Origin of the sequence: Pusillimonas sp. (assembly GCF_044464525.1) — a bacterium.
Classification (GTDB): domain Bacteria; phylum Pseudomonadota; class Gammaproteobacteria; order Burkholderiales; family Burkholderiaceae_B; genus Pusillimonas.
Window position 1 is genome coordinate 1 of the sequence record NZ_JBIQLE010000015.1, and the last position, 13,223, is coordinate 13,223.

The following is a 13,223-nucleotide window of genomic DNA, read 5'->3' on the forward strand; positions in this document are numbered from 1 at the left end:
CGCGCAGCATGTTTTCGCCGAAGAACTGGTGGAACATCTGCCCCACCGGGCTCTTCAGGAAAGCCACCCCGCCCGAGTGCCCCGGACAGTGCCAGGAATACGACCCATCTGATGCGTACTTGACCAACTCACGGAAGAACGGCGGCGCCAGGCCGTCAAGATAAGAGCGCGCCTCACGGATGATGTGGCGCGCCACGAACTCGGGCGTATCCTCGAACATATGGATGAAGCCGTGCAGCTCGCGCAGAATATCGTTGGGAATATGTTGCGAAGTGCGGGTTTCGCCATACAGATAGATGGGTATGTCTTCGTTGCGAAAACGCAGCTCGCCAATGAAAGAGCGCAGATTCTTGATGGCATTGGCCACGTCTTCGGGTGAATCGACATCAAATTCCTCGTCATCGATAGACAAGATGAACGCGCTTGCGCGGCTTTGCTGCTGGGCAAACGAGCTGAGATCGCCGTAGCTGGTTACGCCCAACACTTCGACGCCCTCGGCCTCGATGGCTGCGGCAAGCGCCCGAATACCGAGCCCCGAGGTGTTCTCGGCGCGATAGTCTTCATCGATGATGACGATGGGAAAACGAAATTTCATGCTGTGACTCCCTGGAGCCTGTTGAAACAAACCGCAAGGGCTACTGAAACTGAAGAGACAGCAGCACCGGCTCTAAGTACGCGGCAAGGTTACGCCTTGCTGCCCCTGGTATTTGCCGCCCCGATCACGATACGAAGTTTCGCAAACCTCGTCGCCGTCAAAGAACAACATTTGCGCGCAGCCTTCGCCGGCATAGATTTTGGCGGGCAAAGGCGTGGTGTTGGAAAATTCGAGCGTGACGTGGCCTTCCCATTCAGGCTCAAGCGGCGTTACGTTGACGATGATGCCACAGCGAGCATAGGTGCTTTTGCCCAGGCAAACGGTAAGCACGCTGCGCGGGATGCGAAAGTACTCGACCGTTCTGGCCAGCGCGAACGAATTGGGCGGAATGATGCAGACATCTCCCTGGAAATCGACGAACGACTTTTCGTCGAAAGCCTTGGGGTCGACGATGGTGGAGTTGATGTTCGTGAATATCTTGAACTCGTCGGCGCAACGCACATCATAACCGTAGCTGCTGGTGCCATAGCTGACAATGCGCGAGCCGTCGGCCGCATGTCTTACCTGACCCGGCTCGAAAGGCTCGATCATGCCGTGCTTCAGCGCGGTTTCACGAATCCAGCGATCACTTTTAATACCCATTGCCCATTCCCTTATAACGAGGGCGCCTATTTTATCCCTTCGCCATGGCCGACGGGCGCGCGCCGGCCGCAAAAGCTCAATCGAGGAAAAATGTCCGGTAGATCAAGGCAATGCCGTTTACCGTTCCCACGCTAAGCTGGGCCGACAAGCCCCGAGCCAGACGATAGCTTAAACGGCCCACGGTACCAGTGTCGGACAAGGCCTGTTCGATGCTGGCCGTGATTCCGTCGGTGATGCGCCGACTGGCCACCACGAACTGGTTCTCGATATTGCTGGTACCGCTATCCAGCCCGCGGACCACGCTCTCGACCGGCAGAATGCTGCCCGTGCTGCCCAGCTCGCCCGAACGCATGGTCAGTTCGTCGATGCCGAACTTGCGGTAGAAGGGCTCGCCGTCGCCCAGGAAGGAGGTGCCCACCGAGAACAGCAGCGCCGCATCGCCGCCCGAATCGTCGGGCCCCCGGCCCAGCAGCAACCAGGACAGTTTCTGCACGTCGCTGACGTCGGGGTAGGACACCAGGTCGATGCGCGGCCTCTTGGCCGTGCCGGCAACCCGCACGCCCGCCTCTACCGCCCCGCCGGTGCGCAGGGCCTCGATGTTCAACACCGGGTTGGCGACGTCGCCCTGGAATGTAATGGTGCCGCGCCGCAGTTGCAGGCGCTGCCCGTAGGCTTCAATGGCGCCGCCCCGGGTGCGCAAGGCCCCCTCGGCGGTAAGCTTGCCCTGGCGCATCAACAGCCGCATTTGCCCGACCAGGCCCGAGTTGACGCCATACCCCGTGATGTAGAAGCGCGGGCCCAGGTCAATGGAAAGGTCCAGCTCGATATCCATGGGTGGGCCGGCCTCGGGCGTCTTTTCGCCGGACCGTATCACGACCACGTCGCTGTCCACCGTGGGAACGCTGCTGAGCATGTCGAGGTCTATCCAGCCGGCATCGGCGGTAAGCTCACCCGTCAGGGAAAACAGCGGCAAGGGGGCATCGACGCGCAACTTGCCGGTGACCATGGCATATCGATCCGAGCGCTGCAAAATGGGATAGCGGTACAGGTCGATGTCCACTTCGCCCACCGATTCGCTCAGGCTCCAGCTTCCGCTCAGGGTCAGGCTGCCGTCCTTGGCATCGGGGTTGGTCGACACCCATTCGGCCGTACGCCACTCGTCCGGGGTCACCCGCAACCTGGCCGGAAAGCGCAGGCTTTCCAGGATGACGCGGTCGCCCTCCAGCCGGGCGGAAAGCTCGCCGTCGAGCAGCCTCACCCCATCGTCGATGCGCACCACGCGGATCTCGCGGCCCGTGACCGTGCCCTGCGTTTCCCAACTGCCGTCCGCCCGGGCGCTGCCCTGAACGTCGGCGTGCAACATGCCGCCGATGTCCATGGCGTCGCCGGTAAAGAAACTGGCCCAGCCCAGGTCATTGAGGTCAGCAACCAGGTTGAAAGTGCGCGGCGTGGCGTCCAGCACGAAGCCGCCTTCCGGCGGACTGCGCAAAACGGCGCCCGCCGTGCCACGGATCCCGCCCATCTTCTCTGTGGAGACGTTGAGCTCGGCCGCAATCCGGCTTGCCGAAGCGCTTGTGGGCGTGGCTGTCAGATGCAGGTCAAGGTTCTGGAGACCCAGCGGAAACTCGGGCTCGGCCGGAACGATGAAATCGCCCGACAGCCGGCGCACGTCGACCGAGCCCGCCAAAGCGCCCGCAAACCGAAGATCCCAATCGGCATCGAAGACGATCTCGACCGTGGAATACCTGTCGTCATCGGCGACGATGACGCGCCCGCGCCCGTCGTCGGATTCGGTGGGAATCAAGGCCTGCAATTCCCGCACGATGGGACGCGACATGACCAGCCTGTCGACCCCGCCCCGGGTTTCCCAGCGCCCGGGAGCCAGATGGGTGCGCTCGTGCCTGACCACGGCTTCGCTGCCCGATGGCAGGCTGATTCCGAGCGATGTCGAGCCGATGCGCAACGCCCAGTCGGGCGAGGGTGCTGCGGCGACAGGGGCGGCATCGTCCATCATGCTGTTCGGATCGGCGTCGCCCGCGCCCGCACCCGACTGGGCCGCGACGGCTGTGCCATTCGTTGCCGTGCCGTCCGCTGCTGTACCGTCCGTTGCTGTACCGTCCGTTGCTGCGACGCCCGGCGTAGCGATGCCCGGAACAAAGGAAAGTTCGAGGGGGGCGCCTATATCCAGCCCCAGGCCGGCGTGAGACGCATCCAGCGTTGTCAGCCTGCCGTGCCAGCCTTCTCTGCCCCCCTCTGACGCCAAGACGCCCCAAGCTCCTTGGAGGGCCACATGCGCCTCGGCCGGTGCGCTGCCGACCTTGTCCGGCTCGGACTCGTCCGGCGTGTAAACCGCCCGCAGGTCCAGCTCGTGTTGCGGCAGCGTGCCGCCCAGCCGGCCCTGCATGCTTGCGCCGCCTGGCAACCCCGGCCACACGTCGGCCAATCGGGACACGGCGGCATCCAGGTCGACACGGCTGCCCGGAAGGCCCAGCGACCCTTCCGCCTTCAGCTTGTGCTCGCCCAGGGCCAGGTCCACATGAAGCTCGGGCAGTTGCAGGCTTTGCCACAAGGTGCCGGCCGCCAGTTCGCCGCGCCGCTGGGCAAGCGGCGCCACGTTGACGACCGCGGCTTGGACGCCGCCGGCCAGCTGCTGCTCATTCCAGCGCGACGCCGGATCGACCGTCAGATCGAGGGTGGCCGACAAGGGTTCGCGGTGATCGAGCAATTGCGCGTCGAAGTCGAGTTTGGCGGTCAGCAGCCCGGGAGGAACCGCATCCCCCGCCAATAGTTGAAAGTTCAGTTTGTCGGCGGCGAGCCACCCCACGACATGATCCTGGGCCATGCCGTCGCGTTCGGAAATGTTCCAGGCGATATCCGCGGTCAACGACGAGCCGTCGGCCAGATTCAGATCCAGCCTGCCCTGCTTCAAGGGAAAGCCCGCGCGCGGCGTCAGAACGGCATGCAGGTCGAGATTCAGATCCTGGCCCTCTCCGGCAAGATCGAGCGCCAATTCGTCCAGGCTTCCCTTGGCGTCGATGCGCAGATCGAGCGCGCACGCCGAGCTGATGCCGGCCAGATCCGTCAAGGGATGAGGGCTGTGCGGTTCGTCCGGGTCGTCGGTGCTTTCCCGGCCGTCCTGCGCGTCGGCGGCGGGCGTGTCTTCGTCCTCCGCCTGCGACCTGCCCACCACCGGCACGGCCGTGGGCAGGTCGGGCATGAAATGCCGCAGGCACAGGGGAGAGTTGGGCTCATCGCTATGCGCGCGGGTTTCAATGTACAGCGCCAGGGGCCAGGGATCGGCCAGCTCGAGCAGGCGGAACTCGCCCTTGATGTCGGCCTGGATGCCGTCGCGCCCCAGGTTCAGGTTCTGGAACACGAGCTGGGCATCGCTTTCGGTAAGAGCCAGCGAAGCTTCCAGGTCGCGCACGTCCAGCAACAGCGGCTCTCCGTCGAGCTTGACGTCGAGCCGGCCCAGGTGGAAGCGGTCGAGCGCAACGCGAAACGGGATCGCCGGCACGGAGAAAGGCTCGCCGGCCGGCTCTTCCTCGGCATCGTTGAGCACGTCGATATCCAGCAGGCCCACCGACAGATTGGTTGCCCGCAGGCGCCGATGGTCGAGCAGCTCGCGCCATTCGACCCGCAGCTCGAGATCTTTGATCTGTATGTCGGCGGCCGGGAGGTTCAAATTCAATTCGCGCACCCTCAAGCCGCGCCATATCGAACCTTCGATGCCCGCGACCCGGCCGTCAAGCTGATGGACGGCCGTGCGCAGCGCCCAGCGGGTGCCGGGCTCCGAGCCGATCGTCCAGACCAGAAAGCCGCAAACCGCGACCAGCAGCAGGATCAGGGCCGGCCCCACCCACAACAGCAACCAACGCACGGGCCTGTTCAAAACGCTATCCCCAGCGAAAAATGCAGCCGCAGCCTGCGGTCGCGCTGGCCGTAGGCCACATCGATGCCGAAGGGCCCCGCCGGCGTCCGCACGCGCGCGCCCAGGCCGTATCCGAAAGCCGGGTCCATATCGCCAAATGATTCGGTGGCGTCGCCGACGTCAACGAACACGGCCATGCCGATGCTCTCGGTGAAATAGCGGATGTACTCGACGCTGGCCACCGCCATCGCCGGCGCGCCGATGGTGGCCTCGCCCCGGGGCAAGCCTATGCTCTGGAAGCGATAGCCCCGTATGGTGCGCGCCCCCCCGGTGCGAAAGCCGAAATCTTCGGGCAGCCGGGAGGTGCGGGACCACACCTTGCCGACCTCGGCCCGGACAGTAAGAACGTCACGCTTGCCCACGGGCCACCACTGCTGCGCCCTCAGGCTTGCGCGATGAAAGGGCTCTCCCTTGTCCAGGGTCACCCCTGTGCCCAGGCCGAAATCAAACAGATTTCCCTCACGCGGATCGTATTTGTCGTTGACGTCGCGGCGCAGCCACTGCCACGTGGCCACCAGCGACGGCACTTCGTAGTCTTCGGCCCCCTCGATGCGGGTCTTGTCGTAAGCCGCGATCAGGCCCCACTGGGTTTCGTACTCGACCCGGCTGTCACCGGCCGCCTTGCGCTGCTGCATCCGCTTCCAGCCCAGGCCGTAGCGGGTGTTGTCCAGCCCCTCGATGTCGGAATGGTTGAAAAGCACGCCCACGCTATCGTGATAGCCGCGCTCGTTCGGAGCAAAGTGCACGTCGTAGAAAGCCCGTTGACGCCGCCTGTCCACCCCGAAGCCCGTTTCGATCCAGACCGGCTGGCCAAACACCACGTTCTGCCGATACAGGCCCTCGATCCGCACGCCATTGTCGCTATCCACGCCCAGTGAACCGGACAGGCGCCGCGCCGGCGCTTCGGTGACGCGCACCGCCAGCGGCATCTCGACCTCGCCGTCGGGCCGCGTGTAGCGGTGCTCTGGATCGTCCTCCAGCATGACGAAGGCGCCCCGGAAAAACGAGGTGGCGTCCAGCGCCTGCTGCCATTCGTCAAGCAGGTCTTGATCGTAGGGATCGCCCGGCGTGTACCTGACATAGCGGTCGATAAGCTTGCGGGGCACGCGCCTCAGCCCATGAACCGTCATTTCGCCCATCCGCACGCGCGGGCCGCTGTCCACCGCCACGTGCAGGTCGGCCTGGGCCTCATCGGCCAGGATGGTCGCCTGCGAGGCGGTCATGCGGGCAAGGTAGAAATCCTTGCGGCTGACCTCGTCCATCAAGGCGTTCTTGGCCTGGTGCCAGTCTTCGTTGACGAAGGGCATGCCCTGGGTCAAGGGCCAGGCCTCTTGCAGGGCGTCCACCCGGCCGGTGAACTCCGGCGTGGCGATCTGCCCCGAAAAGCTCAGGTCGACCGCGTCGACCTGGGCACGCGGCCCAGGTTCTATGGTGATGTCCCAGGTTTCGCCCACCACGTCGGAGCCCACCTCGAGATCGACCACGGCCGAGAAATAGCCTTGGGTTTCAAGCGCCGACAGGGTCGCATCGCGCGCCCGGCGACGCAGGCGGGAGACTTCTCCGCCGTCCTGGTCGTCGGCCAGGCGGGTGATGGCCTCTACCGCGCCCATGATGGATTGCAACGCCTCGGGCGGCACGCCGCCGGGGTCGATCGTGACCTCGGGCGTAGCCGCCAGCGCTTGCTGGGCAAGACCGAACGCCAGGACGGTGGACGCAATCGCCAGACGCATCGATGACCGGAATGCTTAGTGTCTGGCGACGACGGTAGGCATCTTGGCCGAGAAATCGCGCGGAAGCGCAGCCACTTGCAGGGCTACCTTGTGCGCAATCTCGTGGTAAATGCGAGCCACCGGGCCATCAGGGTCGGCCGCCACCGTGGGATTGCCCGAATCGGTTTGCAGACGAATATCCATAGCTAGCGGCAAAGCGCCCAGCCACGGCAAATGGTACTCGGCAGCCATGTCGCGTCCGCCATGTTCTCCGAAGATGGGCTCGGCATGTCCGCAGTTTGAGCACACGTGCACCGACATGTTTTCCACGATGCCCAATACCGGTACATCGACCTTCTGGAACATGCGCAGCCCCTTGCGGGCGTCGGCCAGCGCCAGATCTTGGGGCGTGGTGACGATGACAGCGCCGGTGAGGGGCACTTTCTGCGACAAGGTCAGGGCGATATCGCCGGTGCCCGGCGGCATGTCGACAATGAGGTAATCAAGCTCGCGCCAATTGGTCTGGCCCAACAATTGCTCGAGCGCCTGGCTGACCATGGGGCCGCGCCAGATTGCCGGAGCGTCCTGGTCGATGAGGAAACCAATGGAGTTCGCCTGCAAGCCATGGCCCTCGAGGGGTTCCATCGACTTGTTGTCCAGGCTTTTGGGCTTGCCCGACACGCCCAGCATGATGGGCACGCTGGGCCCGTAGATATCGGCATCAAGCAAACCCACACTGGCGCCTTGGGCGCTTAGGGCCAACGCCAGGTTGACTGACGTGGTGCTTTTGCCGACTCCGCCCTTGCCCGAAGCCACGGCGATGATGTTACGTACGTTTGGCAGCGGCCGCAGGCCCGGTTGGACCGCATGAGTTTGAATGTGGGTTGTAAACTGAAGGCCGCTCAAAGTTACCCCAAGCGCCTGCAGAGCCGTTTCAAGCTGTTTCTTCAATTCGGCTTGGTCATTGTATAAAGGGTAATCAAGCGCTAAAGTAAGATTTAGATCGCTTCCGCTCAGTTGCACCGTGCTGTTCTTGATGGTCGCCGGCCCCAGCTTGCGTTTAGTCCCCGGGTCAATAACCTCGGCCAGCGCCGCGCTAACCCGCTCAGAAGTAATGCTCATTTTCTTGCCTTGTAAAAAATAACGCTCAACTCGAACCTCAAGAATAGCGGATCGGGGAATTATTTTCTGCATCGGCTGTCCATAACTGATATGAATACACTCTCACAAATTCTCCGCGGCGTCTTGTTTCTCATCCTGGCGGTGTGCGGCATGGCCATGGCTTTCATTTTCATGGTCTCCACAGCCATCGCCATCGGTGTCCTGTACATAGTCGCCCGCATCAAGGGCCGCCCCTTTGGCGTGCGCGCCTACTGGGACGAACGCCGCCAGCCCCGCAACCGGCCGCCACACTTTCGCAAAGACGACGTGGTCGACGTCAAGATGCGCGAAATTCCATAAACTGCGGCGTCGGCAGGCCAAACAAACCCCCGGCGATTCATTACAATAGAACGGCCCTGGCGCGTGTCCGCGTGCCAGGGCCGTTCTATTGTGCATTTCCAGGCCCCTACGGGCGTCTTCTATTACCCTTTTTTACGCATTGTTCATGTCGCGCACGATATTTGTCACCACTGCCCTTCCGTACGCCAACGGCTCCTTTCACATCGGCCACATCATGGAATACATCCAGGCCGACATCTGGGTCAGGTCCATGCGTATGGCGGGGCACACTGTGCACTTCGTCGGCGCAGACGACGCCCATGGCGCTCCCATCATGCTCAAGGCCGAAAGCGAGGGGATCACACCGCAAGAGCTCGTCGCCCGCTACGCGGCCGAGCGCCCGCGCTACCTTGACGGCTTCCAGATCAAGTTCGACCACTGGCACTCGACCGACTCGCCCGAAAACGTCGAACTGTCACAAGGTATCTATAAAAGCCTTAAATCGGCCGGCTTCATCAGCTCGCGCAGCGTCGAACAGTTTTACGACCCGGTCAAAGGCATGTTCCTGCCCGACCGCTACGTGAAGGGCGAATGCCCTACCTGTCACGCCAAAGACCAATACGGCGACGCTTGCGAATCGTGCGGAGCCGTTTATGCCGCCACAGAATTGATTGAGCCCTATTCCACGCTCACCAAGGCCAAGCCTGTGCTCAAATCGTCCGAGCACTTCTTCTTCAAGCTGTCCGACCCGCGCTGCGTAGAGTTCCTGCAAGAATGGACGGCCGGCAACAACGTTCGGGGCAACAAGCGGCTGCAGGCCGAGGTGCTGGCCAAGACCCGCGAATGGCTGGGCACAGGCAAAGACGGCGGCGAAGCCAATCTCAACGACTGGGACATCTCGCGCGACGCCCCGTATTTCGGCATCGAAATTCCCGACGCGCCGGGCAAGTACTTTTATGTGTGGCTGGACGCACCGGTAGGCTATCTGGCTTCGTTCAAGGCCTACTGCAAAAAGCAGGGGCTTAATTTCGACGCCCTGCTCGACCCCGACAGCGACACCGAGCAAGTGCACTTCATCGGCAAAGACATCGTGTACTTTCACGCCTTGTTCTGGCCCGCCATGCTCAAGTTCTCGGGCCGCAAAACGCCCGACGGCCTTCATGTTCACGGCTTCATCACCGTCAGCGGCGAAAAGATGTCCAAAAGCCGTGGCACCGGCATCTCGCCGATGCGCTATCTTGAAATCGGCATGAACCCCGAGTGGATGCGCTATTACATTGCGGCAAAGCTCAATTCGCACGTTGAAGACATCGACTTCAACCCTGACGACTTCGTCGCCCGCGTCAACAGCGACCTGATCGGCAAGTACGTCAACATCGCCAGCCGCGCGGCAAATTTCATCAGCAAATATTTCGACGGCCGGCTCGGCTATACGGGCGATATCACCGCCCTAACCAGCGACATCGCCGCAGTAACCGAACAGGTACGCGCCGACTTCGAGGCGCGCGAGTACGGCCGCGCCATTCGCCGCCTGATGACGTATGCCGACACCGTCAACCAGGCCTTCGATGCGGCGCAGCCCTGGGTACTGGCCAAAGGCCTTGCACCGGACGACGAGCGCCGCTCTACCCTGCAGGATATCTGCTCTCGAGCTCTGGCGGGCTTCAAGGCTTTGTCGGTCATGCTTACGCCGGTACTGCCCGCCCTCACCGAACGCGTCGCACGGGAACTGTTCGGCGATCCCTCGTCTTATCGTTGGGAAGATGCCTCGGTGCTGCCCAGCCATATCCAGAAGTTCAAGCACCTGATGCAGCGCGTAGAACCTGCCATGCTCGACGAGCTGTTCGAGCCCCCCGCTCAGGCCGCGCCCACCCCCGGTGGCGAAGCCATTGCCGACACCATCGACATCAAGGATTTCGCCAAGGTCGATCTGCGCATCGCACGCATCGAAGCCTGCGAAGCCGTCGAAGGTTCCGACAAGCTGCTGCGCCTTACCCTCGACGCAGGCGAAGGGCGCCACCGCCAGGTGTTCTCGGGCATCAAATCGGCCTACAAGCCTGAAGACCTGGTCGGCAAGCTTACCGTGCTGGTGGCCAACCTGGCTCCGCGCAAAATGCGCTTCGGTGTTTCCGAAGGCATGGTGCTGGCGGCCAGCCATGCCGACGAGGCGGCGCAACCAGGCATCTACATTCTCGAACCGTGGCCCGGCGCCCAGCCGGGCATGCGCGTCTCGTAATGCAGAACGGGCTCGATCCGGTACGGTACCGGGCGGGACGCACTGCCACTCTTGTCAGTGTATTTACCAACCTGACGCTTACCGTTGTACAGCTTGTCGTTGGCGTATTCGCTCATTCGCAGGCGCTGGTTGCCGACGCCATTCATACGCTTTCCGACCTGCTTGCCGACGGGGTCGTATTGGCGGCCAACGCACAAAGCCGCAAGGCGCCGGACGCCGACCACCAGTACGGCCACCTGCGCTTCGAAACCGCAGCCTCCATGATTCTGGGGGTGTTGCTGTTGAGCGTGGGCGCGGGCATGCTGTGGAAGGCGTTCGGTTATCTGCAGACGCCGGGCCAAATCCAGCAAGTGCATCCGGCAGCCCTGGTCGTGGCCTTGTTGGCCATCGGCTGCAAAGAAACCCTGTTCCGCTATATGCTTCGCGTGGGCCGACGCATCCGCTCGACCATGCTGGTCGCCAACGCCTGGCACGCGCGCTCGGACGCGGCCTCTTCTTTGGTGGTGGCGCTGGGCATCGTGGCCAACCTGGCCGGCTTTCCCATGGCCGACCCGTTGGCGGCGCTGGTTGTGGGCCTGATGATCGCCCGCATGGGCTGGAAGTTTTTTTCCACCTCGTTCGCCGACCTGATGGACCGTGCCGTCGACACCGAGACCGAGAGCCGCATACGCGGCCACCTGCTCGCCACGCCGGGCGTGCTGGGCATTCATGATCTAAAGACACGCAAGCTGGGCGACATGATCTGGGTCGAGGTCGACATCGAGATGGACGGCAGCCTGTCCATCACCGAAGGGCATGAGATCGCAGTGCGGGCCCGCGCCCGGGTCATGGAGAATGAGCCCGTGCTTGACGTGATGACTCATTTCGACCCGGTTGACCCGAACGATCCACGGTTTGTCCAGTAACGCCGCCGGCAAACCCTACGCTTTCACCCCCTGATAACCCCCCGAACCGCAAGCCGGTGTCGCCCGCTACTCGTATGGACGACGTTGTGATCGCCTGGCTTGCCCCGCGCTGTTTGCCATGAGTGCCTCGAGATTTACAATCAAAATGATCTCTTGCCTGCTCTGACCGGCTGTTTACTCAAACGGATTCGGTTCCACAGTCGAATCGCCGCGTCCCCCACCGGCGCCTGCATCCGCCCAAAAGAGGAAACCATGACCCTGGATCTCCATCTGAACGACCCGCTTCTACATCGCGAACAATGCTATATAGACGGCCAATGGGCCGATGCCGACAGCGGCCAATACATCGAAGTGCACGACCCGGCCAGCGGCAACACGGTGGGGCAGGTACCTCGTGCCGGGGCAGCCGAAACCCAGCGGGCCATCGACGCGGCCGAGCGCGCCCTGCCTGCCTGGCGCGCCCGAACAGCCGCTGATCGCGCCCGCCTGCTGCATCGGTGGTATGAACTGCTGATGCAGAACCAGGAAGACCTCGCCCGCCTGATGACGCTGGAGCAAGGCAAGCCCCTGGCCGAATCGCGCGGTGAAATCGCCTATGCGGCGTCTTTCATAGAGTGGTTTGCAGAAGAAGGCAAGCGCGCCTACGGCGAGATTATCCCCTCGCCGTTCTCCGACCGCCGGCTGCTCGTGCTGAAACAGCCCGTCGGCGTATGCGCCGCCATCACACCCTGGAATTTTCCTTCGGCCATGATCACCCGCAAAGCGGGCCCCGCCCTGGCGGCGGGCTGCACCATGGTGGTAAAGCCTGCAAGCGCAACACCCCTTTCGGCCCTGGCACTGGCCGAGTTGGCCGGACGCGCCGGCATCCCGCCGGGGGTCTTCAACGTAGTCACGGGCGACTCCGGCCCCATAGGGCAGACCCTTACCGACAGCCCCGTCGTGCGCAAGCTTTCCTTCACCGGCTCAACCGAAACCGGCCGCCAACTGATGGCGCAAAGCGCCCCCACATTAAAAAAGCTTTCGCTCGAACTGGGCGGCAATGCTCCCTTCATCGTCTTTGACGATGCCGACCTGGATGCGGCAGTGGCCGGCGCCGTCGCCTCCAAATATCGCAATACCGGGCAAACATGCGTGTGCACCAACCGCTTCCTGGTGCAAAGCGGAATCTACGATGCGTTCGCGCAAAAGTTGGCAGCCGCCACCAAGGAACTAAAGGTGGGTTCGGGGCTGGACGACGGCGTGGTCCAAGGGCCGCTGATCAATCAGGCCGGACTCGACAAAGTCGAAGAGCTGGTTGCCGACGCCACAGCCAAAGGCGCACGGGTGCTGGCTGGCGGGCAGCGGCATAAATTGGGCGGGCTTTGGTATCAGCCAACCGTGCTCTCAGGCATAACCTCCGGCATGAAGCTGGTCCGGCAAGAAATCTTCGGCCCCGTTTCCGCATTGATGCGCTTCGAGACCGAAGAAGAAGCCGTCGCCCAAGCCAACGACACTGAATTCGGCCTTGCCTCCTACTTATACAGCCGCGACATGGCCCGCATCTGGCGGGTTTCCGAGGCGCTTGAATACGGCATGGTGGGAATCAACACCGGTCTCATTTCCACCGAGGTGGCGCCCTTCGGCGGAGTCAAGCATTCCGGCCTTGGCCGCGAAGGCTCGCGGCACGGGCTGGACGAATACCTTGATCTGAAATACCTGGCGCTGGGCGGCGTATAGCACAACGCTTGCGGCTGGCGGCCAGCGCGGCCTGAGGTGCATAACTTGG

General features: G+C 62.9%; 9 protein-coding genes. 4 read left to right on the forward strand and 5 right to left on the reverse strand.

Translation table 11 applies throughout. The annotated features are described in order from the left end of the window. The 5 genes from ACIY1O_RS09905 to apbC form a co-directional block, all read right to left on the reverse strand. Positions 1–595, reverse strand: a 595-nt coding sequence (locus tag ACIY1O_RS09905; protein WP_397474935.1) for an Orn/Lys/Arg decarboxylase N-terminal domain-containing protein, incomplete at its 3' end; no start/stop codon positions are given. Between the two features lie 72 nt (positions 596–667). Continuing rightward, entirely contained in the window at positions 668–1,237 is a 570-nt protein-coding gene (gene dcd, locus ACIY1O_RS09910) for a dCTP deaminase (RefSeq protein ID WP_397474936.1), read from the reverse strand. A gap of 76 nt (positions 1,238–1,313) precedes the next feature. After that, positions 1,314–5,117 (reverse strand): translocation/assembly module TamB domain-containing protein, encoded by a 3,804-nt coding sequence (locus ACIY1O_RS09915; protein WP_397474937.1) that lies wholly within the window; start codon positions 5,115–5,117, stop codon positions 1,314–1,316. Between the two features lie 8 nt (positions 5,118–5,125). Next, on the reverse strand, positions 5,126–6,898 hold the full coding sequence (locus tag ACIY1O_RS09920; protein ID WP_397474938.1) for an autotransporter assembly complex protein TamA: 1,773 nt from the start codon (positions 6,896–6,898) through the stop codon (positions 5,126–5,128). Positions 6,899–6,913: 15 nt separating this feature from the next. Next, positions 6,914–7,999: an iron-sulfur cluster carrier protein ApbC gene (gene apbC, locus ACIY1O_RS09925; protein ID WP_397474939.1), complete on the reverse strand. Its 1,086-nt coding sequence runs from the start codon at positions 7,997–7,999 to the stop codon at positions 6,914–6,916. Positions 8,000–8,089: 90 nt separating this feature from the next. On the opposite strand from apbC, the gene ACIY1O_RS09930 reads away from it, so the two are divergent. The 4 genes from ACIY1O_RS09930 to ACIY1O_RS09945 all read left to right on the forward strand — a co-directional run bounded on the left by ACIY1O_RS09930 (position 8,090) and on the right by ACIY1O_RS09945 (position 13,174). Continuing rightward, positions 8,090–8,338 (forward strand): hypothetical protein, encoded by a 249-nt coding sequence (locus tag ACIY1O_RS09930; protein WP_397474940.1) that lies wholly within the window; start codon positions 8,090–8,092, stop codon positions 8,336–8,338. A 145-nt stretch (positions 8,339–8,483) separates the two neighbouring features. Next, positions 8,484–10,553: a methionine--tRNA ligase gene (gene metG / locus ACIY1O_RS09935; protein ID WP_397474941.1), complete on the forward strand. Its 2,070-nt coding sequence runs from the start codon at positions 8,484–8,486 to the stop codon at positions 10,551–10,553. After that, positions 10,553–11,458: a cation diffusion facilitator family transporter gene (locus ACIY1O_RS09940; RefSeq protein ID WP_397474942.1), complete on the forward strand. Its 906-nt coding sequence runs from the start codon at positions 10,553–10,555 to the stop codon at positions 11,456–11,458. Before metG ends, ACIY1O_RS09940 begins: the two co-directional genes overlap by 1 nt. A 252-nt stretch (positions 11,459–11,710) precedes the next feature. Then, complete coding sequence (locus ACIY1O_RS09945) at positions 11,711–13,174, forward strand: NAD-dependent succinate-semialdehyde dehydrogenase (protein WP_397474943.1); 1,464 nt, start codon at positions 11,711–11,713, stop codon at positions 13,172–13,174. Positions 13,175–13,223: the final 49 nt, after the last annotated feature.